The following is a 25,125-nucleotide window of genomic DNA, read 5'->3' as shown; positions in this document are numbered from 1 at the left end:
CAGGTATGTTCTTATTCAAAAAAAGGTATTCCGGGTATGGCATATTTTTTCATCGCCGCTTCATTTATTTCAACCCCAATACCCGGTTTTTCAGAAAGTGTGATGAAGCTGTTTTTTACCCATTCGCCGTCGTACTGAACAATTTCTTTAAACATCGGGTCGGTATGAAAATACGACTGCCATTCCAGTATCAGAAAATTGGGAACAGCAGCACATACATGGCACGAAGCCATACAGCCTAAGAAAGAAGCAACCATATGCGGCGCAAACGGTATGTAATATAAGTTGGCCAGATTGGCAATTCGCTGCCCCTCGCCCAGCCCACCTGTTTTTTGCAGATCGGGCATCACAATATCAACACCACCGGTTTCGAGCAATCGCCTGAAGCCCCAGGCCAGGTAATGATTTTCGCCGGCAGCTATTGGGGTGCTGGTCGATTGGGTTATAAGCTGATAGGCTTCTACATTTTCAGCAGGAATGGGCTCTTCGAGCCACAGCAGGTTCAATGGCTCCAGCCGTTTGGCTACTGCCTGCGCAGTAACCGCATCGTAACGGCCATGCATATCTACCAGTATATCAATTTTAGGCCCCACGGCCTCGCGGGCTGCCGTAATCTGATCAACCATGCGTTGCAATTCGGCAGGACTGGCCGTCCAGTTATAAAAATCATATTTATTCGGATCATTCGCCTGATCAAGGTCGAATTTCATAGCATTAAAACCCATGCTCTTTGCTTTCAGAGCAGCATCGGCAAAATCTTTTGGCTGTGGCAAATTGCGCTGATACAAGGCCGTATCACAATACACCCGTATTTTATCGCGAAACTTTCCGCCCAGCAATTGATACACCGGTACATTCAGCGCTTTACCGGCTATATCCCACAGCGCAGTTTCAATGGCCGACAACACAGCTACATACATGCCCGATTGCGCTCCCTGAAAAAAACCCGACTTGCGTATGTCTTCGAACAGACGGTGTACATTCAAAGGGTTTTTGCCTTTTAACCGGTTCTCAAAATTCTTCACAAGATAATATGTACCGGGAATGGCATCTACCCCTTCGCCACAACCCCATATATCCTGGTTGGTAAAAATCTTTACAAACAAACTGCCTTTTATATAACCGCATTTTACCGATGTAATTTTTAAATCAGATGGCGGTGATGCCATCGGTCTTCGTTCTATTGCTTTTTCGTACCCTTCACCAAACGACGTTAAAGATGCAAATGGGCTCATAGCGGCGGCTATGGTTGCTTTGGTTATAAATGATCTGCGAGAGTTTAGATTTGTCATTGTATTATGTTTTTAAGCTGAACGCTTAATGCTCAATGCTCAATGCTCAACGCTCAACGCTCAACGCTTAACGCAAAGGCCGAATACATAAGAAAGACATGGTTTTTGGGTTTGCGTTTTGCATTTTGCGTTACGCGTTTTGCGTTACGCGTTCTGCATTTTGCGTTTTGCGTTCTGCGTTCTGCGTTTTGCATTTTGCGTTCTGCATTTTGCGTTCTGCGTTCTGCATTTTGCTTACCATGTGCGGCCCTTCAAAAATTCCTGTATCTGACTTTTAGGCACCGGCAATTCATTCATGTGATCATTCAGCCATTTTGAAAAATCCTTTTCTATTTCATCGCTCCACTTTGAATCGATTTGACCCGGTGTATATTTTTGTTCACGCAGCCGCTGATGTCCGAACAGGTCGCGCAAGCGTACGATCTCTGAAGTTTTTACCACTTTTTCGGCCAGGTGTGGAGGAATAAATATTACGCCGCCATCACGGCCCAGTACCACATCACCCGGTAATACAGTAGCCTTACCAATGCGGGTAGGTGTATTGATGCCAACAAGCGTAGTGTTTAATTCTGCTGCCGGATTATTTAAATGATGTGAAGGATGATAACTTCTAAAGAAGGATGTGAACGATCCGATCTCTTTCAAACCTTTTATATCCCTGATGGCGCCATCATACACAATGCCGTTACCTGTTTTGGTATAAATTGAATTGCCAAGGTTATCGCCGATCGTAGGGCCATCTTCATAAGCGCCAAACTGATCAACCACATAAACATCCCGCTTCACCAGCAGATCGATGGCCCATGAATTTTGTGATTTAACGCGTTTGTCCCTTCTACCAAAACTATCTATTACGCGATGTATGTCGGGCCTGCCCGGCATAAACACAGCGGTTACCGCCCTGCCCACCAAAACGCTATCGGGATTGATGGTTTGCCACTCTCCATCGTACTGGTGTTTATAGTTCTCATTTCGCAACACCGCCCATGCTTCTTCGAGGGTTACCAGTTTCATACGGTCGAGTATACTGTCGGGTACTTTCGGCCGTCCGTCGACAAAACGGTCGCCTTTCCATTCAGGTGTTAATGCCATCAGCTGGTCTTTGGTGATCTGCTGACATTGTACAGGCCTGCCGGCAAACAGCAACAGCACCAGCGGCAGCCAGTATCGCTTTGCGGTATTTATATTCATTGGATTGGTTTATTCTTTTTTTTATTATTTTCTGCTTCCTGCTCAGCTCCACAGCCTGTCGTGCGAACGAACATCATTCCACTCAGGCGTAGGCGCGAAATAAGTTTTATTCGATGGTATCAGGTGTTTCTTCACTTCTTCCTCAACCAGTTCAATACCCAAACCGGGCGCGGTTAGCGGCACATTGGCAAATCCTTTTTCAAACAGTTTGCGGCCATCGGTAGTTTTTACAAGACTGTCCCACCAGGGGCTGTCGAGCGAGTGGTGTTCCAGCGCCAGAAAGTTTTGGGTGGCCGCTGCGCAATGCACATTCGCCATAAACGAAACAGGACTTCCTGCAAAATGCATGGCCATGGCAACGCCGTTTTCTTCGGCATAATCACCAATTCTTTTTGTTTCGAGTAAACCGCCCGAAGTGGCCAGATCAGGATGAACAATATCCACGGCGCCTGCGTCGATCAATGGTTTAAATCCTTTCAGTAAATAGATATCTTCGCCGGTAAGTACCGGTGTTTCGAGTGCGTCGCTCATTTTTTTATATTGATCGGTATACTCCCAGGGAACCATGTCTTCGAGCCAGGCAAGACGGAAAGGTTCTACCTTTTTACCCCAGCGAATGGCGTTGTTCAGGTCGAAGTGACCGTAATGGTCACTCGATAACGGAATTTCGTACCCGATCACCGAACGCACATCATTAACGATCTGCGCCATGCCATCGAGTCCTTTTTCGGTGATCTGTATCGCCGTAAAAGGATGTTTGGTGTTGGCATAGTCCATATAGCCGCCATTCCATTGGGCTAAATTGCTGCCCCAGAATTTGCTGTTCACCAATGCGTCTTTATCGTTCTTTACTTCGCCAATTGAAATATCCATCTTCAGCCAGGTCATGCCCTGGTCTTCGAGCCGGTGTTTGATCTTTGCTTTGAACTCATCGAACGTAGGCGCTTCGGGTGTATCGGCATACATTCTTATTTTATCGCGGTAGCGGCCGCCGAGCAATTGCCACACCGGCACATTGTATGCCTTTCCGCAAAGGTCCCACAGCGCCATTTCAACGGCACATACGCCACCGCCCTGCCGGGCATGACCACCAAACTGCCTGATCATTTTGAAGATCATTTCAACATTGCAGGGGTTTTGGTTCAGGATGCGGCTTTTTAACATCAGGGCATATCTTTCATCGGCGCCATCCCGCACTTCACCCAACCCATAAATACCCTGATTGGTATCGATACGTATAATGGGTGTGCGGCCAACATTTTGAATAATGCAATACCGCATGTCGGTTATTTTTAAATCAGAAGGGTTCGAATAGCGGTTAACCTTTTGGGTGGTTTGCGCAATGATATCTTCAACAGGCGAAAATACAGAGGCTGCTCCCAGTGCTATTCCGCCTAAGGCCGATTTTTTTAAGAATGAGCGACGGCTGTTCTCCGGTAATTCATTTGTATTATTGGTATCAGGCATCGTATCCTGATCTTTTAATCCAAGTTTGGAAAGGAATCTTTGTGATGGTGTCATGGCAATCGTATTTAATAGTTAATGGTTTATTTCATTTTGGGCATAGATTTTAGTAAGAGGCACAGTTACCGGGTACCGGGTACCAGTTACCGGATACCAGTTACCGGTTACCAGGTACCAGGAAACCGGTAACTGGTAACGGGAAATGCTCATCCAGCTCCTGCCGTGTCAAGGTTTGTTCTGGCAGCAGCGGCATGCTTTTGCTGTAACTGCACAATGGCCTCAAACTCATCGAACAATTTGGTGCTCAGCTTTTCAAATATTTCGAAATAAGCCGTGTAAACCGGGTGATTTTGTTGCTGTGGCAAATATTCATCTGGCAACACCACGGTTTGCGCCGCCTCATCGAGCGATTTATAGATGCCCATTTCGGTTGCGCTCAACAGAAAGGTGCCATAGCTTACACTATGAAAATTTTGTCGCAGCTGCACCGGCTTGTTAAACATATCGGCGATCATTTGTGTACAAAGCGGAATGGTGCCAAAGCTGCCGTTCACCGAAAGACTGGTAATATTCCTGTGTTCTTCGAGGGTTTTGCCAATACTGTATATTTCATATAAAATACCTTCAATGGTAGCCCGTACAAGATGGCTCTTTTCGTGTTTGATGTTCAGGCCAAAATACATGCCTCTTGCATTGGCATTCCATATAGGCGCGCGCTCGCCCAACAGGTAAGGCAAAAACAATAAACCATCTGATCCAACGGAAACTTTCGAAGCGTCGTTGATCAGGTCCTGCATGCTGTTCTCGATATCGAACGGACCTTTGAAATCACCAAACTGGCGGGCAAACCATTCAAAAATGTTTCCGCCATTATTGGTGGGACCGCCCGATACATAACAATTTTCGGTGATCAGATAATTAAAGAAGCGTCCTTTTTCGTCCTGCAAAACTTTATCACCCATAACCCGTACAGCACCGCTGTCTTCGATCGTTATGTTCGCCTTGCCTTCGCCCCGCACGCCATCACCCAATATGGCCATGCATCCGTCGCTTGAACCGATGATGATTTTGGTATCGGCCGGTAAACCCAATGAATTCTGATAGGCTTTTTTCAAGGTGCCGGCTGAGGCAAATACAGGCACCGGCTGCGCGAGCATATCGGCAGTAATTCCGGCGTAGCGCAATGCATCATCTTCCCATTTCACGGTATGAATATTCAGCATACCGGTAGCCGATGCAATACTGTAATCGGTCATGTATTCACCGGTGAGCTGGTGAATGATATAACTTTTGATAGATAAAAACTTACTGGTTTCATTAAACCGCTCCGGATCATTATTTCTGAGCCATGTTATTTTCAGCAAGGGGCTCATCGGATGTATGGGCGTGCCTGTTGCTGTATAAATTTTTCTACCGGCTTCGCCACTTTTCAGTTCCTGCGCTTCTTTGCGCGCTCTTGTGTCGGACCAGGTAATGGCATTACCAATGGGGTTGCTGTTTTTATCAACCGCAAGAACACTGTGCATCGAAGCGCTGAAACAAATACAGGCCACTTTGTATTTTTTGGGATGGATCATTTCATTGAGCAGGTTCTTGAGCACAAACAGCATGGTGATAAATATCTGCTCGGGGTCCTGTTCGCTGTAGTCGGGCTCGGTATGAAAGGTGGGATAATATCCTTTCATTGAACCGATCACATGGCCGCTGAGGTCAAATGCAAATACCCGTACGGCATTTGTTCCTAATTCAATGGTGATAATACTTTTCATTGTATATAGAATTACTTATCAGGCAAATGATTTTTTCTGAATTCACTCGGACTATATCCTGTTAATTTTTTAAATGTTGTTGAAAAATGTTGCGACGAATAAAATCCTGTATCCAGCGCTATATCGGTAATATTGATATCGGGCCGTTTTAATAATTTAATAGCTTCGGAAATACGAATATTGATAAGGTAGTTGATAGGCGAAAAGCCCGAATAGCTTTTTACTCTTTCGGTAAATAAAGTAGTACCCAAACTAACCAACGCTGCCATTTCTTCTACCGTCCACTGATGCGACAGGTTTTGGCGAAGCACCTGCTCCAGCTGCATAAATGATTTGGGAAAATCGCGACCTGTATTCACCTGCTGTGTAAGCTTTCGGGTTACCTTTATCAGCATTTCATCGAGCAAATGATTTACCCGGGCATGGTAACCAATTTCCTGACCCAATAATTCATCCTGTATACATTTGAGAATTTTACCGGCTTCGGTAAATTTTAATAAGGCGGGTGAATTGTTTAACGATAATATTTTGCCGATCGCAATACTTTCATTTTCCGATAAACCACTCCAGGGACCAGGTATTATGCTGCCGTTTTCAGATTTGTGCATGCAGATATGTATCCATGCCAGGGCGCCGATCTCAAGCACGCCCTGATCGTTGCCGAATGGCTGGCCCGGTAATATCAGGGCCACATCGCCCGGAAAAAAAACATGTTGCTGCCCGTGAATGCGCCATTCATATTTTCCTTCTAATACATAGTAAATTCTTAGCGATTCGGTGGCTGATATACAAAATGAGTTCAGTTGAATAGAAACATTCTTTTTACTGCCCAGTTCATGAATATGCGGAAATAACCGCAATTCGGCTGAACCTTGTTGTTGCAATAAAAATTGATTCATACAGCAGCATTAATCGTTTTGACCTCTCAGAACCTGTTCTCTTTTACTCGTTAAAGGGCGCCAGCGCACAAATGTCCCGCCTTGCGGGACGCTAAGAGTATAATATCTCCTTTTTCTTTTTTTTACTCTTATACCCTCTTAGCTAAAAAAGAGAAAGCGCGAAGCGCTAAGAGTAAAAAAGAGAATTTAAACAGTTTCTTAGAATATCCCCAATCACAATAGCATATAAAGAAAGGAAATTTTTCAGCTACGCATGTACAAAATTCAACAGTGTTTTATTTTGGAAGTTTTTGAAAGTAATACCGGCTACTTTGTTGAATCAAATGCCTAATGGCATGTCGGTAAGGCATGCCTTAAACTAACGATTTGTTCACAAAACAACCTGCTATTATGAAAGAACATGCCAAAACGGGCATATGCCCCGGCATTCCCCGGCTACTGCTTTTATGCTTTCTTCTTACTTTATTTTTCCATGCTGCCAAAGCCCAAACGGTAACAGGCACTATAACCGACCAAACCGGAGCAAAATTGTCGCATGTTTCGGTGGTTATAAAAGGAGCTAAACAGGGTACCACTTCCGACAATGAAGGTAAATACAAAATCAGTGTGCCCGGTAATGCTACGCTTGTATTTAGTTCTATTGGTTATAAAAATACAGAAGTGGCCGTATCGGGTCGGTCGGTGGTTGATGTGGAACTGGCGCCCGACAACCGCAATCTTGGCGAAGTGGTGGTAACTGCGCTGGGTATTACCAAAGAATCACGGCGGATCGGATATGCGGCCACCAACGTAAAACCCGAAGACCTTACGGTAAACCGCAGCTCCAATGTAATGAATGCCTTGCAGGGCAAGGTGGCCGGTGTTAATATTTCTTCGCTGGGCACCGGGCCGGGCGGCACCTCCAAGATCCGCATCAGAGGACAGTCATCTATATCAGGACAAAACAATCCGCTGATCGTTATCAACGGAGTTCCTGTTGACAATACAAATTTCAATGACAATACTATTTCGGTCAAGGGCGGTGGTGTGTTTGCCGATGGCGGCGACGGTTTATCGAGCATCAATCCCGACGATATCGAAAGCATGACCATTTTAAAAGGAGCGCCGGCTTCGGCCCTGTATGGTTCACGCGCAAAGGATGGTGTAATAATGATCACTACAAAAACAAAAGGCAAGGGAAAAGGCATCGGCGTTAGCTATAATGTGAATTACACGAACGAAACACCGCTCGACTACACCGATTATCAGAAAGAATACGGCCAGGGCGAAAATGGCGTTCGTCCAACTGCCATTAACCCCACGTCGGGCGAATGGTCGTTCGGTGAAAAGTTTGCGCCCGGCATGACGCAGATATTGTTCAACAACCTTACGGTGCCGTATGAACCACAGGGCAGCCGCATAAAAGCATTTTACCGGCACGGACAAAACCTGTCGAATACGGTTAGCCTCGAAAGCGGCAGCGAAAAAGGCGGTATTCATCTTTCATTAAACAATACCGATAACAAGGGCATCATGCCCAACAACACGTTTAACCGAAAAACAATGAACCTCGGGTTCAGTTATAATTTATCGGAGAAATTCAATTTCTCGGGTAATGTGAATTATTCAAGAGAAAATAATAAGAACCCGCCCAATATCGCCAACCAGGATAATTCAATTCCCACCACGCTCATGGCCTTGTCGACCTCCATGCCGTTAAAAGTGCTTGATGAAAACAAGTACAATGCGGCAGGCAATGAATACGTTTGGAGCCGTTTCATGAACCGCACCAATCCCTACTGGGTACTGGCAGAGCAATTTCATAATATTCGTCGCGATCGCATATTCGGCAACGTGGCCGTAAAATACAACCTGCTTTCGTGGTTGTTTGTGCAGGGGCGGTTTGGGCAAGACTATTGGTCGCGCGATGAAGATGTAAATAACTTTCCCACCGGGCAGGCATCGCGTGCTGCCGCTGCAACAGGTTTTGTAAATGGTATTTACACCCAGGAGTCGCGCAGGTTCAGAGAAACCAACCTCGACTTTTTGATCAATGCAAATAAATCATTTGGCAATTTTGATGCAACCCTTACCGCCGGCGGCAACCAGATGCGGCGACGATCAGACATCAACAATGTACAGGTGACAGATTTTATCATACGCGGTTTATATACCGTTCAGAACGGAAGAGCCAAAGATCCTGTTTACACCCTCGAACAAAAGGGCGTAAATTCATTATACAGCTCAGGCGAAATATCGTGGAACCGCACACTGTATCTGAATGGCACCGTTCGCAACGACTGGTTCAGCACACTCAGCGCCAGCAACAGAAGTATATTGTATCCATCTGTATCGGGCAGTTATGTTTTTTCAGAATCAATTAAAAATTTGCCCTGGCTCAATTTCGGTAAAGTGAGGTTAGGCTATGCCGAAGTAGGCAGCGATGGTGATGTGGCCCCTTATTCGGATCAGTTGTTTTATACCATCAATCCCAATACCATCAACAATCCGAACGGAGCAGCCGTTCCCGTAGGCACTATCGTTGTAAATACGGGCACCACAGGAACCACCGTACCCAATCCCAATTTAAAGCCCAGTCGTGTAGCCGAAACAGAAGCCGGCCTTGAATTAAAGCTTTTCAAAAACAGGCTTAACATCGACCTGGCCGTATATAGAAAAATAACCAGCGACCAGATTATTCCCGTGCAGATTTCCGACGCTTCGGGTTTTGTAAATACCAATATCAACAGCGGAAAAAGCCGCAATGTTGGCTTTGAGGCCCTGATTACCATTGTTCCATTAAAGAGCAACGTATTTGGGTGGGAGTTCACCGCCAATACTTCGTACAACAAAACCAAAGTGCTCAGCATTATCACCAGCAAACCCGGTGAGCGCATCACCATCGGCACCCATGTGTTCAACGGTGAAACAAGGCATGTGGTGGGTGAAGAAATGGGACAGATTGCAGGTTATGGTTATGCGAGAAACGAAAAAGGACAGCGGATCTTTCAAACCAATGGACTGCCGCAGCGCACATCTGATTTTGTACTGTTTGGAAGCGCCCTGCCTAAATGGACAGGCGGCTTTTTGAACACATTTACTTATAAGGGAATAAATCTGAGTGTATTTATCGATTATAAACTCGGCAATAAAATGCTTTCAGGCACCAACTTTAACGCCATACGGCATGGATTGCATAAGATGACACTCGAAGGAAGATCAGGCGGCGTTAAAGGCGATGGCGTAGATGCCGGCGGAAACCCCAATAATGCCATTGCCGCCGTTCAAACCTATTGGGAACATTTGCGTTCACAGCAGATAATAGAACCCGTTATATACGACGGTGGTTACTGGAAACTACGCCAGATCACACTCGGCTATGATTTCACCAAATACGTTCCTGTTAAGTGGCCGCTTAAAGGCGTACGGCTCGACTTTGTTGCCAATAATGTACTGATCATTAAAAAATGGGTCGATAATATCGATCCTGAAACATTTGGCTTTGGCTCCGATAACCAGGTTGGGCTCGAATCGCCCGGGTTGCCCACCACCCGCAGTCTTGGCCTGAATGTAAATATTAAATTCTAATCTCTTTAGTCGCGCTTCGCGCTCCTTTTTTTAGCTAAGAGTATAAAGGAGTAAAAAGAGAAAAAAGAGAATTGTTATTTTTAAAAACTCCATTCATTATGCAAACAGTCGATAATTTAAAAATATCAAAAAACTCTTTTTTCTCCTTTTCTCTTTTAATCTCTTAGCGCTACTGCATGGCGCTTGCGCCCGTTAACGAAAATTTTAAACAGTTCGATCATGAAACAAATACTTAAATATAGCCTGCCGGTAGTTGTACTTTTTTTTGTGACTGCCTGTGATAAAGGTCTTGAAAGTTTAAACCGAAATACAACAAGCCCCACATCAGTTGATGCGGCCCTGCAGTTAAACTATGCGGTGATCAACACATCGTTCCCTGTTAAGTCGCTGGTTTTTGATGTAGGCATTGTACAACAAATGGTAACACCCAATGGCGGTGTACTGGCCGGCGCCAACTTCAACCAGGATAGCCGCGACGTAACCACTGCCAACATTTGGGCAACGTATTATCAAAGCGTTATTAAAAATACACATGACGCTATAGTAAACACGAAAAACGTTCCGGCCCGCAGCAACCTGTATAATATGGCGCGCATATTTCAGGCATATGTTTTTATGATACTTACCGATGAATATGGCGATATACCCTATACTGAGGGCGGCGCAGGCTGGAGTGACCGTATTAATTTTCCCAAATACGATGCACAGCAGGATATTTATCCCAAAATCATACAGGAATTAACAGATGCTGCAGCTGCACTGAATGCATCGGGCGCTATCGAAACAGCAGATGTATTGTATGCCGGCAACATCAGCAAATGGAAAAAATTCGCGTACTCCTTATTATTGCGGGCAGGCATGCGCTTAAGCAAAGCCGATCAAACAAAAGCAAAGTCAGCTGTTCAGGCAGCCTTTGCAGGTGGCGTAATAACCAGCAACGACGACAACGCTTACATGCGGCACGACGCCAATTATACACAACCTATCGGCGGCACATTGAATGGCAGCGAAGCCGCCAATTTTTATTTAGCCAAACCTTTTGTTGACCAGTTAAAAAGCACCAGTGATCCCAGGCTATCGGCCATAGCCATTCGTTATGTAGGCGCCACCTCGGGCAACGGACAAACCGTAGCAGCAGGTTCAATCGATCCATCCAAACAAATTGGCATGCCCATGGGATACGACAACGGCACTATTGGCGCCAAAGCTACTGCCGACGGACTCGCCAGCTTTTACGACTACAGTCAGGTCGACAGAAGAAGGATGGTGAAAATAGCTGCACCTGTATTTTTCGTAACCGCCGCCCAAACCAATTTATTATTGGCCGAAGCTGTGTTCAGGGGATGGATACCAACCGGCAGTGCTGCCCAGTATTTTGCCGATGGCATCAAAGCACATATGGACCAGATGGCGACCTACGATGTCAATTCAGCCATAGCTGCCACAGCAAGAGATACCTACGTTGCAGCCAACCCGCTGACAGCAGGCACTGAACTACAGCAAATAAATACCCAATACTGGATCGCATCTTTTTTAAATGGTCCCGAAGCTTTTGCTAACTTTAGGAGAAGCGGCTTTCCTGCTTTAACCCCCAATCCGTACGGACAGCCCAATAATCCTGATGTTCCCAATGGCACATTTATCAGACGGCTTACCTACCCTACATCAGAATTAAGTGTGAATACCGGCAACGTAAATGAAGCCATTGCACGACAGGGAGCTGATAAGTTGAGTACGAGAGTTTGGTGGGACAAGTAATAACTGATTTTTTGATTTTGAGATTTTTTGATTTCCGGATTTTAAATCAATAAATCTCTAAATCTCAAAATCCCGAAATTTTAAAATATAAAGTACATGCTAAGAAGCGAAGAATGGTTTGCCCAGCCGGGCAAGATGGGATTTGTACATCGTTCATGGTTGCGAAACCAGGGTTATCCCGATGATTACTTTAATGGAAAACCGGTTATTGGTATCTGTAATACATGGAGCGACCTGACCCCCTGCAACGGGCACCTGCGCGATTTTGCCGAAATAGTAAAACGCGGTGTGATTGAAGCCGGCGGATTTCCACTTGAGTTTCCGGTTACTTCGCTGGGCGAAACCATCATGCGGCCAACCACCATGTTATTTCGCAACCTCGCCAGTATGGATGTGGAAGAAAGCATCAGGGCCAACCCCATAGATGGTGTGGTGCTGTTAACCGGGTGCGACAAAACAACTCCATCAACGGTAATGGGCGCCTGCAGTGTGGGACTTCCTACCATTGTAGTACCGGGCGGCCCCATGCTCAATGGCCGCTTCAGAGGTGAATGCATCGGCTCAGGATCCTTTAACTGGCTGATCAAGGAAAAGCAGTCTGTTGAAAATTATACTGAGGAAGAAATACACGAAGTAGAGATCGGCGTGGCGCGCAGCCAGGGACATTGCATGACCATGGGCACTGCAAGTACCATGGCCTGCATGGTTGAAGCACTGGGTTTAACACTGCCGGGCGCCGCCGCTATTCCTGCCGTTGATTCAAGAAAAAAAGTATTGGCGCAATTGTCGGGCAGAAGAATTGTAGACATGGTAAAGGAAGATCTTACCATTTCAAAAATATTAACCCGGCAGGCATTTGAAAACGCCATTGTGGTGAATGCCGGCATTGGCGGTTCTACCAATTTTATCATACACCTGTTAGCTATTGCCGGACGAATAGGCATTGACCTGAAGCTCGAAGATTTTGATGCCATCGGTCGCCATATTCCCCTGCTGGTAAACCTGAAGCCTTCAGGCAAATACCTGATGGAAGATTTTTATTATGCCGGCGGCTTACCGGTAGTGATCAATGAACTGAAAAAATACCTGCATACCGGCTCTATTACAGTGAACGGAAAAACCATTGGAGAAAACAATGCACAGCCACCCTGTTATAACCGCGAAGTAATTGCTTCTATAGACAAACCGTTGCAACAACACGCAGGCATAGCCGTATTAAAAGGCAATCTGTGCGAAAACGGCGCCATCATCAAACCATCGGCCGCCTCCCCTGCGTTGATGAAACACCGCGGCCGCGCAGTTGTATTTGAAACGATAGAAGATTATCACCGGCGCATCGATGACCCCGAACTTGATATCGACGAAAACTGCATACTTGTTTTAAAACACGTAGGCCCTGTGGGCTATCCCGGTATGGCAGAGGTCGGCAATGTTGACCTGCCCGAAAAATTATTAAAGAAAGGCATCAGAGATATGGTACGAATCTCTGATGGCAGAATGAGCGGCACGGCGGCAGGCACCGTTGTATTGCATGTGTCGCCCGAAGCAGCCATTGGCGGCGCCCTGGCGCTGGTGAAAAACGGCGATATGATTGAGCTGGATGTTGAGAACAGAAAACTGCATCTCGACATCAGCGATGAAGAACTGACAAGAAGAAAAGCGGCGTGGAAGGCAGCCGAACCAGCCACCACAAGAGGGTATGTAAAATTTTATATCGATCATGTGCAACAGGCGCATCTGGGCGCTGATCTTGATTTGCTGAGAGGCAGTTCGGGATCAAATGTTACAAGGGATTTGCATTGATAAATATCGAATGTTGAATATTAAATGCAGAATGTTGAAATAGAAACAACTTCAACATTCGAAATTGGACATTTGATATTCGATATTTCATAAGCGCCTTCGCGAGAAACTTAAAACTACCAAACGGCTTCATATGAAAAAACATTTTCTATTTCTCGCTCTTATCGCCCTCGCTGGCTGCAACAACCCCAACACCCACACGGCGGCGCCGCCCAAACAAACCTATGCCACCATCGGTTCGCTTGAAAAACTCGATCCTGCATTAGACAGTATAATTTCGCCCCGTGCAAAGGCCGAGATCATTGCGCAGGATTTTGACTGGAGCGAAGGACCGCTTTGGATTGAAAGCGAAAAAATGTTGCTGATTTCAGATGTACCGCGTGATACCATTTTTAAATGGACCGAAGAAAAAGGCAAGGAAGTATACCTTACGCCATCGGGCTATACCGATACGGTGAAACGCGGCGGCGAAATGGGCTCAAACGGATTGCTGCGCGATGCCAATGGCCGCCTGGTACTGTGCCAGTGCGGCAACCGGCAAATGGCCCGCATGAATGGCGCCATCAATAATCCGCTGCCTGAATATGTTACGCTGGCCAATTCATTTAAAGGAAAAAAATTCAACAGTCCCAATGACGCGGTATATAACGGTCAGGGAGAAATGTTTTTTACCGATCCGCCATACGGACTTGAAAAAGGCATGCAGGACCCCAACAAAGAGATCACTTTTCAGGGCGTGTACAAAGTTCGTACAAATGGAGAAGTAGAGTTAATGGTCGATACCCTCACACGTCCCAATGGCATTGCCTTTATGCCGGGCGATAAAACAATTATCGTAGCCAATTCAGATGCCGCCAAACCTAACTGGTATGCATTTGACCTCGATAATAACAACCGGTTCATCAATGCCCGTATATTTTATAGCGCTGCAGGGTTCAACAAAACGTTGAGCGGATTACCCGATGGAATGAAGATCGACAAAAAAGGCAATGTGTTTGCCACCGGCCCCGGTGGCTTATGGATATTTAATAAAGAAGGTAAAGTGCTGGGCAAATACAAGGTACCCGGCCCCACATCGAACTGCGCTTTTTCGGCCGATGAAAAAATCCTGTACATAACAAACGATATGAATGTACTTCGATTAAAGCTGCGATAAACGGCTGTTTAAAAACCGATGCTATTGCCGCCATCAACAGGCAGCACCACGCCGGTAATAAACTTCGAAGCACCGCTTGCCAGAAAGTAAGCGGCTTCGCCGATATCATCGGGCTGGCCCATGATGCCCATGGGTGTACGGCCGAATACTTTTGCTTTTCGCTCAGGATCGGTGTTCAATGCCTTTGCAGTCATTTCAGAATAAATAAATCCCGGCGCTATCGCATTCACCCGGATGCCTTTGGGCGACAGCTCTACGGCCATTGCCCGGGTCATTCCATCAATAGCGGTTTTGCTGGCGCTGTAGGCAATCACCTTTGGTATGCCATACTGCGCCGCCATGGAGCTGATGTTGATAATGCAACCCGATTTTTGCAGCAGCATATGTTTTACCACTTCACGGCTCATGGCAAATACGGCCGAAACGTTGGTCGTGATCACGCTTTGAAAATCCTCGTCTGTTACCTCGGTAAAATCTTTCTTCATATTGATGCCCGCATTGTTCACCAGCACATCGATACGGCCATACTGTTCTGCTACTGTATTTATGAAACCGGGGATAGACGACAGATTGCTTACGTCGCACTCCATCGCCTGGCAAAGAGGACCCAGCTTTTCTTTGGCGGCGTGTAACTTTTGCATATCTCTTCCGGCAATAATGGTTTGAATACCGTTTTGCGTAAATTTTTCAGCAATGGCAAAACCAAGTCCTGAACCACCACCGGTAACAATAGCTACTTTACCGGTTGCATTTTCGACCAGGCGATTAGTTGAATTCATAATTATTCGGTTCCTTTTTGGGTATGCGGATTATCGGATGATTGTTTGTGAAAAGGATTCATAGTGACCAGAGAAGTAGGCTTGCATTTTAATCGGTTGCAATTTATCAGGGTCTGTAATGTCAACGATCATATGCTGAAAAAGCCATCGTTTTCGTCCATAAACAGGGATTGATACCAGCTCCAAAGCCAGCCTCACCCCAACAAATTATCCAGGGCTGTGAGTTCCTTCTTTTTTCTGTATCAGTTTCCTGGTGAAAGGTTGTAAACAATTGATATTTATTCTTATTTACAGCTAATCAGGATAAGTTAAAAGACCCGCACAAGCGTCATCCTACTATTATAAAATGATATTTCGCAGTACGCAAATGCACCACTAAATCTACCTCCGGTATGCTTTACCTCTTTTATTTGTCAATAATACCCTTATAATACCTTTTCGTGATCATGTTAATCACGCAGGAAAAATAGTGAATATTTTTGTAATCGGTTACATTTTATTTCAAAAAGACATAATTTCGTTATCCCGCCCCGGCGGGGACGATTGCCAACAATTGCGTATTGTATAACCAAACTGCTGTATGAAAATCCCGGAATGTTTTTCTTTTGCTTATGTGCGGCCACGCTCATCTGCTATGGCCATTTCTCCCGGATTCATTTCCTGTTTACCATCCCCCCTAACAACATCAGACAGCTTTTTCACAGGAACAGCATCGGTAACCGGTTGTGTGTACCAGTTAGCAACTTCAATTCACTTTATTTCTAACGCCTTAAAATCAAACTATGCTTATGCAAAAGTCTAAGAAACAAAAAAGAGTAGCCAGCATCTTCCGGCCGTTCTGTTGCCGGTTGTTGTTTGTTGTTCTTACAGTTTGTGTGTTCACCGGGCCAATGCCGGCAATGGCCCAGCAAAAAACCATTCACGGTAAAGTAACAGGCGAAAAGGGTTTGCCTGTAAATGGCGCAACCGTATCGGTAAAAGGAACTACCAGGGGTACAACCACCGACGAAAAAGGTGAATTTACCATATCAGTTTCCAAAGGAGCTATTTTGCTTATATCAAACGTAGGTTTTGCTGAAAAGGAAATACCTGTAGGAGACGAACAACATATAAATGTTCAGTTGAAAGCAGCTGTTCAGAATATTGATGAAGTGGTGGTAATCGGCTATGGAACCCGGCGTAAAAAAGACCTCACCGGTTCTGTTTCGAGTGTTAACCTCGAAGCATTTGAAAATTCGCCCAATACCAATATTGGTCAGTTTATGCAGGGCACTATACCCGGGTTAAACGTTGGGTTGAGCACCTATGCCGGTGGTACGCCGCCTATTTCAGTACGCGGACAAAATACGATCAGCGGCAACCGGAACGTTTTAATTATTCTCGATGGTGTTCAATATACAGCCTCTTTATCGTCGATAAATCCTGTTGATATTGCGTCGATAGATGTATTGAAAGATGCAAGCTCCACCGCTGTATATGGCGCACAGGCTGCCAACGGCGTATTGCTGATTACCTCAAGAAAAGGACATTACAACCAAAAACCACGCATAGCCTTTACCAGCTCATACTCTACACAACGCCCTACTGAGGATATGCGCCCGAAGAACCGCGAAGAATACCTGCAGGGCATTAAAGATGCCTGGTACAAAGATGCTTATACAGGCCCCGATTATACACAACCGAACCCCGCTTTTGATGTAGCCACTAAAGTAGATGCTACTATGCGCGACGCAAGCGGTAAGCTGCTGCCCAATGATTTTAACTGGTGGGACGCAGGTACCAGCACCGGTAATATCATTGAAAATAACCTCAGCCTGTCGGGCGGTGGTGAAAGGGTCACTTATCATTTATCGGGTGGTTTGGTAAACCAAAAAGGATTTATCATAAACGACATCTTTAAAAGAAAATCAATTCGTGCCAATATCGAAACAAAGCCATTGACATGGTGGAAAGTAGGCATAGCGGCATCGGGTTCGTTTGTAAACCAGGATGGCGCCGAACCGGCCCTTGGCAGCCTGCAGCACTGGTCGCCTTTACAAAAGCCGTTTGATTCTGCCGGCAAGCTGATCCCCTTCCCTACCAATACATTGGAAGGAAATCCATTTTTGACCTATTATGTTGACGACCGGGAAAGGCATAATTATTATTTCGCCAATATTTATACTGAAATCGATTTCCCTTTTTTAAAAGGGCTCAATTACCGCATGAACTTTGGTAATAATTACAGAACCGATCAACATTATTTCGCAAGTATTTATGGCGCCGGTCAAACCGGTGAAGCATATAAGGGTAACAATAATTATTATGATTACACCTTTGATAATATTCTTACTTACACAAAAACTTTTGGACAGCATGATATCAGCGCCACTGTTTTATATGGCGCTATAGAAAGAAAATTCGACTCTACCCTGGCAAGAGCTACCGGATTTGACCGCCTCACACTTAGTTATAATAATATCGGGTTAGGCACCAGCCAGTTTACCACATCCGATTCATGGAAAGAAGCGCTGAATTACCAGATGGCGAGAATAAACTATAAGTTCAACAACAGGTACCTGCTAACGGCTACTGTTCGCCGCGATGGTTTTTCGGGCTTTGCCGAAAACTTCAAATCGGCCTGGTTCCCTACTGCCGCTTTAGGCTGGATCATGACGCAGGAAGACTTCATGCAAAATGTGAAGCTGGTAAATTTTCTCAAGCTCAGAGCAGGTTATGGTGTAAGCGGCAACCAAACACCGAGGTATTCTTCTATTGCAAGAGTAACTGCAGGCCCCTCTTACGTTTTTGGCGATGGAGGCAGTACAGTTGTTGGTCAGCAGGTAGTTGCCCTGGGTAACCCCGATCTGAAATGGGAACGTACAACAGGTTTGAATCTTGGTGTTGATTTCGCCATGTTGAATAACCGGTTGAGCGGTAGCCTTGATTTATACCGCAATAAAACCACCAACCTGATATACAGCATTTCTATTCCTGATGTTACAGGCTTCAATACAATTCAAACGAACGTAGGTCAAATGAATAATTACGGGTTTGAAGCAGTGATAACGTATAAAATATTAGAAAGTAAAGATTTCAACTGGTCAACTACCGTTAACTTTTGGGCCAACAGAAATAAGATCGTTACTATTACCGGCATCGATGCCGATAAAGACGGCGTGGAAGATGATCTTATATCGAGCAATTTATTTATCAATAAATCAAAAGGGGCCATATACGATTATAAACCGGATGGCATTTACCAGCTGACCGACCAGCCGCTTCCCGGCTTTTTTGCAGGTACTGTACGTCTTATAGACCAGAACAAAGATGGCCAGATAACACCTGAACGCGACAGAATGTTCCTCGGCCGTAGAGAACCGGCTTATAAATTCAGTGTATACAACACTTTCACGTATAAGGCTCTTTCATTCAGCTTTTTCATAAACTCCATTCAGGGTGGTAAAGATGGTTACCTCGGTAATAACAACCCGATGTACTTCCGCGATGATAATGCCATTCGTAATAACGACCTCGTAAAAATAAATTACTGGTCGCCTGCCAATCCCGGCGGCAAGTACCCCCGTAATATTTCAGGCGCGCATGCCAAAATTGAACCTAACATGTGGGAAAAGAGAAATTTTGTACGGCTGCAGGATGTATCTCTTTCCTACAATTTAGCCGGACTGTTAAAAGGTATAAAGTTCGAGGCGCTTAACGTGTATGTAAGCGGTAAAAACTTAATTACATGGACCAATTGGCAAGGTTGGGACCCTGAACCATTTGACCCGCAAACTGATAATGCGTTAGGAGGTCTGCTGATTGGCGGAAGACCGGTGATGAGAGCATTTACCGTTGGTTTAAATATTACCTATTAACAGCAATATCAATTACGGTTAAAAATAATTATATGAAAAGACTACATATATATTTACTATTGGCAACGCTTACCGCGGGAGGCTTGTCGTGTAAGAAAAATTTTCTGGATGAAGTTCCCGAATCGTTCTTAAGTACATCCAATGCATTTAAAACCGAAGCCGATTTCAATGCATCGGTGAACGATTTATACAGCATGGTAAGAAGTCATTATTATACGGTTAACGATTTCAATCCTTTCTGGTATAATTACAGAACCGACGGCTTTTGGGAAATTACAGTTAGTACGCCCAATTTACCCGGAGATATAAGTCCTACCGGCATCACTAACTTTGCATGGCAACCGCATTATAAAATCATTGCCGAAGCCAACACCGTCATAAGCCGTTTGCCATCCTCTACATTAACCAGTGCTCAGCAAACCCTGTTTGAAGCAAAAGCAAAATTTTTCAGAGCTTTCGCTTACCGGGCGCTTGCCTATTTATACGGAGGCGTACCATTGGAATTAGAGGAAGTGCAAACGCCAAAAACCGATTATACCAGAGCCACAAGACAGCAGGTTTATGCACAGGCAATAGATGACCTGAAATTTGCAGCCGCTAATTTGCCCGATATCAGCAATGTGAAAGACGGAGAAATTTCAAATGTGGCGGCATATCATTTGCTCGCCGAAGTATACAATGCCGATAAGCAATATCAGAATGCGGTGGATGCAGCTACATCGGCCATCAACAATCCTGCTATGGGCATGATGACTGCACGGTTCGGCACGCGTAAATCGGTTACTCCCGGCGATGTATATTGGGACATGTTCCAGAGAGGTAATCAAAACAGAAAGTCGGCCGGCAACAAAGAAGCCATTTGGGTAATACAAATTGAAACAGATGTGCCCGGCGGCGGCGGCAGCACCACCGGCGGATCGCAGTTCGGCGTTTATTCGCTTGAACGTGTGCATGCACCGCTGTTGCGTGATTTAAGGGTAAATGGTGTTGCCTTGTTCAACTGGCCCATGGGCGATTACACCGGCGGCAGAGGCGTTGGATTTCTGGCGCCCTCTTACTGGTTCAGCGATACAGTATGGCAAAGCGATTTCAATAATGATATCAGAAATGCCAATCACAATTTTGTAAGAGATTTTGTTGCAACCAATCCCGGCAGTCCTTATTATGGTCAAACCATTTCTTACAAAAATCCTCCTGCAGGTGCAACCGGTATTAATGGCAATATTGTAAAAGGCAAAATGGACAGGGCATTTTATCCTTATCAGTCAAAAGCCACCCAGCCATATAATCACCCCACATCGTTATACCTGAATCCCAATTCAACCGACCCCGTGCAGAAGTTCGCTCTGAAAGCAGGCGCCGGCGGTTTGTATGTTGATCAATACCTGATGCGATTGGCCGAAACTTATTTACTCAGGGCCGAGGCATATGTGGGATTGAATAACCTCGCTGCAGCAGCGGCAGACATCAACATAGTACGGGCAAGATCAAGCGCTTCAGCAGTAGCAGCCGCCAATGTGAATATCGATTATATACTCGACGAAAGGCTCAGGGAATTAGGCGTTGAAGAAAGAAGAATGCTTACGCTGATGCGTTTGGGAAAATGGGTCGACAGGGTAAGAAAGTGTAATCCGTTTTATGGCGTACAGATGAAAGACAATTACAATCTGTGGCCGATACCATTCTCAGAAATTGAAAGAAATAATAAAGCGGTGCTTACACAAAACGATGGGTATTAAAACATTTAGTTTCCCGTAAAGTCCCAAAGAAAGCGATGGTTTAATGGTTTTATGGTTTGATTGTTGGTTGTTGAAATTTAGACGCTCTAACTATTTATTGAAATTCCAAATTTCCGGTTCTTAACAATTCAACAATCAAACCATCCAGCCATTCGAAAATTTTGCGTGAAATATTCTTAACTTAACACATGCATGTTATTTCAGTAAGAACGATTTGTTTGTTAGTTTTTATAAGTATGTTCCTGTTGCCGCAGCGTATGCATGCGCAACAACGCGCCAAACAGGCCACATCTCCACTCCGGGAACACATTCTCATCAATGAAGGCTGGAAATTTATGAAATATGCATCAGCGGCAACGGCCGACAAACTGGTGTATGATATTCGTCCGGAAGTTGCCGACCGCGATGATAACGTAGTGGCCGATAGCAAACCCACCGAAGCCGTTTCAGTAACCGCATCGGCCAATGTTTTAAAAAATTATATACTGCCCACCGCCAACGATTTTATAAAAGATAAAAGCAAACATCATCAACGTGCTGATGGCAACCCCGGCAGCGATTTTCCTTTTGTGCAACATAACTTCAATGATGCAGATTGGGAATCAGTTAACCTGCCGCACGACTGGGCCATCAAAGGACCGTTTTATGAAGGCGATCATGCCGAAGTAGGCGGCGGTATGGGCCGGTTACCCAGTCCCGGTGTAGCGTGGTATCGCAAAAAACTGAACATCCCAGCAGCTGATAAAGGCAAATTTATTTATCTGGATATAGATGGCGCTATGTCGTATGCAATGGTTTGGATAAACGGACATCTCGCAGGCGGCTGGCCTTATGGATATAATTCTTTTCGTATCGATCTTACACCTTACCTGCAACCCGGCGGTGACAACCAGTTAGCCATACGACTCGATAATCCCGCTAACTCTGCACGCTGGTATCCCGGCGGCGGCATCTATCGCAATGTATGGCTTACCAAAGTAAACCCCGTACAGGTGGCGCAATATGGAACGATTATTCGTACCCGAAATGTGAATGCATCATCGGCTACCGTTGATCTTACGCTTAGTGTCGATAACAAATCAAACACAAGTCAAAATATTGAAGCCGTTACAGAAGTATATGCATTGAATAATCAATTTGAAAGAACCGGCAATAAAGTAGCCACCTTTCCCCGTTCGACCATCACTATACCCGCAGCAGAAAAAGCAACGCTTAACAATACAGTCGTTATAAAAAATCCATTACTATGGGAACCGCTCCCATCGCAAAAACCCAATTGTTATGTGGCCATTACCCGTTTATATGTAAACAACAAACCGGCAGATGAATATGAAACCCGCTTTGGTATCCGTTCTTTGCAATTTGATGCCGAAAAAGGGTTGCTGGTAAATGGAAAGCCTATACGATTTCAGGGTGTGAACCAGCATCATGATCTGGGCGCATTGGGCGCTGCCTTCAATGTACGTGCAGCCCAACGACAACTCGAAATTTTGCGTGATCTCGGATGCAATGCCATTCGTTTATCGCACAATCCACCTGCTCCCGAATTGCTCGACCTCACCGACAAAATGGGCTTTTTAGTAATTGATGAAATTTTCGATTGCTGGGACCGGAAAAAAACACCACATGATTTTCATCTGATATTTCCCGACTGGCATGAGCCCGATACCAGGGCTTTTGTACAACGAGACAGAAACCATCCTTCCATCATAGCCTGGAGTTTTGGCAATGAAGTGGGTGAACAATATACAGGAGAAGAAGGTGCGGTGCGGGCAAGGGAATTGCACAATATTGTTTGGGAAGAAGACAGCACACGACCTTCAACCGCCTCGATGAATTACGCCAAACCCGATATGCCATTTCCCGCAGCACTGGATATTTTAAGTTTAAATTACCAGGGCGAAGGCATACGCGACGCGCCTGCCTATGCGCACCTGAAAGGCATCAGAACATCGCCATTGTATCCGGCATTCCATAGTAAGTTTCCAAACAAAATGATCGTAAGCAGCGAAACAGCATCCGCCCTCAGCTCGCGCGGCACTTATATATTCCCGGTACATGAAGGCAACAGCGCTCCTGTGAGCGACAGCACCGGCGGCGATCCTCAACATAAATATGTAAGCGCTTATGAATTATATACGGCCGCTTTTGGCGCATCGCCCGATAAAGTTTTTGCTTCGCAGGATAAGCATCCGTATGTGGCCGGTGAATTTGTATGGTCGGGCTGGGATTATATCGGAGAACCTACTCCTTACTATACTGCCCGCAGCTCCTTTTCGGGCATCATCGATCTGGCCGGATTTAAGAAAGACCGCTTTTACCTGTATCAGTCGCGCTGGCGGCCCGATCTTCGCATGGCGCATATCCTTCCACACTGGACATGGCCCGACCGCACCGGAAAAATTACCCCCGTGCATGTGTTTTCATCGGGCGATGAAGCTGAGTTGTTTTTGAATAACCGGTCGTTAGGCCGCAAAAAGAAAGGACAATATGAATACCGTTTCCGTTGGGATAGTGTAGTGTATCAGCCCGGCGTGCTACGCGTAGTAACCTATAAAAATGGTAAAGTATGGGCAAGAGATACGATGCAAACCGCAGGCGATGCAGCAAAGCTTGAGTTAAAAGCCGACAGAAATATGATCAGCGCCAACGGAAATGATTTGTCATTTATCACCCTGCGCATCGTCGACAGCAAAGGCATAACTGTACCACAGGCCAATAACCAAATAACATTTTCTATTGCCGGACCTGGTGAAATAGTAGCTACCGATAACGGCGATGCCGCCGACATGACCCCATTTCCATCAAAAGAAAGAAAGGCTTTTAGCGGTCTGGCGCTTGTTATTGTGCGCGCCAACACAAAATCACCGGGCGTTATAACGGTAACAGCAACTGCAAATGGATTGATACCGGCGAAGGTGGTGGTTACGGTGCGGTGAGCGGCATGAATTTATATTCCCGCAAAGGCGTCCCGCCATAGCGGGATTGATCGCTTCGAGATCTATAAGGACGCTAAGAAAGGCATTGCTCCTTTGCACCTTCGCACGAAACCTTCTTAACTTAACGATATTGAATGTACAATAACAAATGTTGAAATTTGTTTTTACTTCAACATTCTACATTTAATATTCAACATTCAATATTTATTACCCGGCATCTCAAATTTGAAATTGCAAAAAGTAAAAATTTGGCGGCCACAACATAAAATGTGGTGGCCATCACAACGAACAAAATGGTCGCCACCAATTTTGATGATGGCCATTACCATTTATACAATGAGCATCACAACACCAATCATGATCATCCCATTTTATGAAATGGCCATAAACAAACAGGTAATGACCATGTCTGTTTCATACATGCCTGTAACCGGCATTGGTGGCGCTCCCTGATAATTCTTCAATGAGCATTGCAAACCCGGTAACCCGCATTATCTGATTGAAATTGCCAATAATAAATTAGCTGCGGCCATCACATTCGCTTCGATGGCCACCACAAAACCTTTTTTGACCATTACATTTTTGGTTATGGACGCAGCCAAACAGGTACACGCCCATCTTCTGTTTTGTTATGGCCGTTGCAAAACAGGTTATGGCCTTTGCATTAACAACAATGATCAAAGTCGAAAATGTAATGCCCATTGCATTTACTGTAACTGGCGTTGTATGTACTACAATGAACGCTGCCAATATGGGTAGCGGGCATTTTTAATGCAGAGTAGAGCATTATTAAAAATGTTACAAGCATCCCGTTTTATTTAACGCTTCATGCAGAACACGGAAGGCCCGAAACGACTTTGCGTCAAATTTACCACCTGTATAGTTACTTCAGGATTATTTAAAAACCTGTAT

General features: G+C 45.2%; 14 protein-coding genes. 8 read left to right on the top strand and 6 right to left on the bottom strand.

The features are described 5' to 3' along the window. Positions 1-11: 11 nt before the first annotated feature. From AC59IL_RS36170 to AC59IL_RS36150, 5 genes are all read right to left on the bottom strand, one after another. Positions 12-1,292: a mandelate racemase/muconate lactonizing enzyme family protein gene (locus AC59IL_RS36170; protein WP_496557125.1), complete on the bottom strand. Its 1,281-nt coding sequence runs from the start codon at positions 1,290-1,292 to the stop codon at positions 12-14. Positions 1,293-1,526: 234 nt separating this feature from the next. Next, positions 1,527-2,483, bottom strand: coding sequence for an RraA family protein (locus tag AC59IL_RS36165; protein WP_496557124.1), 957 nt, complete (start codon positions 2,481-2,483; stop codon positions 1,527-1,529). A gap of 42 nt (positions 2,484-2,525) precedes the next feature. Further along, positions 2,526-4,004 carry an enolase C-terminal domain-like protein gene (locus tag AC59IL_RS36160; protein WP_496557123.1) on the bottom strand — a complete coding sequence of 493 codons (1,479 nt, stop codon included), beginning with the start codon at positions 4,002-4,004 and terminating at the stop codon, positions 2,526-2,528. A 149-nt stretch (positions 4,005-4,153) separates the two neighbouring features. Further along, the gene (locus AC59IL_RS36155; protein ID WP_496557122.1) at positions 4,154-5,716 is read right to left on the bottom strand and encodes a gluconokinase; all 1,563 of its coding nucleotides are present in this window, start codon (positions 5,714-5,716) and stop codon (positions 4,154-4,156) included. A gap of 11 nt (positions 5,717-5,727) precedes the next feature. Next, positions 5,728-6,615 (bottom strand): helix-turn-helix transcriptional regulator, encoded by an 888-nt coding sequence (locus tag AC59IL_RS36150; protein WP_496557121.1) that lies wholly within the window; start codon positions 6,613-6,615, stop codon positions 5,728-5,730. A 366-nt stretch (positions 6,616-6,981) separates the two neighbouring features. On the opposite strand from AC59IL_RS36150, the gene AC59IL_RS36145 reads away from it, so the two are divergent. From AC59IL_RS36145 to AC59IL_RS36130, 4 genes are all read left to right on the top strand, one after another. Next, positions 6,982-10,182, top strand: a complete 3,201-nt coding sequence (locus AC59IL_RS36145; protein ID WP_496557120.1) for a SusC/RagA family TonB-linked outer membrane protein — start codon at positions 6,982-6,984, stop codon at positions 10,180-10,182. Positions 10,183-10,401: 219 nt separating this feature from the next. Further along, a complete protein-coding gene (locus AC59IL_RS36140) occupies positions 10,402-11,940 on the top strand; it encodes a SusD/RagB family nutrient-binding outer membrane lipoprotein (protein ID WP_496557119.1) in 1,539 nt (512 codons plus the stop codon). Positions 11,941-12,036: 96 nt separating this feature from the next. Continuing rightward, positions 12,037-13,743, top strand: coding sequence for an IlvD/Edd family dehydratase (locus tag AC59IL_RS36135; protein ID WP_496557118.1), 1,707 nt, complete (start codon positions 12,037-12,039; stop codon positions 13,741-13,743). Positions 13,744-13,876: 133 nt separating this feature from the next. Then, the gene (locus AC59IL_RS36130) at positions 13,877-14,899 is read left to right on the top strand and encodes an SMP-30/gluconolactonase/LRE family protein (RefSeq protein ID WP_496557117.1); all 1,023 of its coding nucleotides are present in this window, start codon (positions 13,877-13,879) and stop codon (positions 14,897-14,899) included. A gap of 8 nt (positions 14,900-14,907) precedes the next feature. Here AC59IL_RS36130 and AC59IL_RS36125 read toward each other — a convergent pair whose 3' ends face one another. After that, entirely contained in the window at positions 14,908-15,678 is a 771-nt protein-coding gene (locus AC59IL_RS36125; RefSeq protein ID WP_496557116.1) for an SDR family NAD(P)-dependent oxidoreductase, read from the bottom strand. Between the two features lie 788 nt (positions 15,679-16,466). Here AC59IL_RS36125 and AC59IL_RS36120 point away from each other — a divergent pair. The 4 genes from AC59IL_RS36120 to AC59IL_RS36105 all read left to right on the top strand — a co-directional run bounded on the left by AC59IL_RS36120 (position 16,467) and on the right by AC59IL_RS36105 (position 24,666). Next, the gene (locus AC59IL_RS36120) at positions 16,467-19,535 is read left to right on the top strand and encodes a SusC/RagA family TonB-linked outer membrane protein (protein WP_496557115.1); all 3,069 of its coding nucleotides are present in this window, start codon (positions 16,467-16,469) and stop codon (positions 19,533-19,535) included. 32 nt (positions 19,536-19,567) lie between these two features. After that, entirely contained in the window at positions 19,568-21,274 is a 1,707-nt protein-coding gene (locus AC59IL_RS36115; RefSeq protein WP_496557114.1) for a RagB/SusD family nutrient uptake outer membrane protein, read from the top strand. Between the two features lie 188 nt (positions 21,275-21,462). Next, entirely contained in the window at positions 21,463-24,213 is a 2,751-nt protein-coding gene (gene galB / locus AC59IL_RS36110) for a beta-galactosidase GalB (protein WP_496557113.1), read from the top strand. Positions 24,214-24,480: 267 nt separating this feature from the next. Next, positions 24,481-24,666 (top strand): hypothetical protein, encoded by a 186-nt coding sequence (locus AC59IL_RS36105; protein WP_496557112.1) that lies wholly within the window; start codon positions 24,481-24,483, stop codon positions 24,664-24,666. The last annotated feature ends 459 nt before the right edge of the window (positions 24,667-25,125 follow it).

The organism is Niastella sp. sgz303648, assembly GCF_059587045.1.
This window is presented reverse-complemented; position numbering and strand designations above follow the sequence as displayed.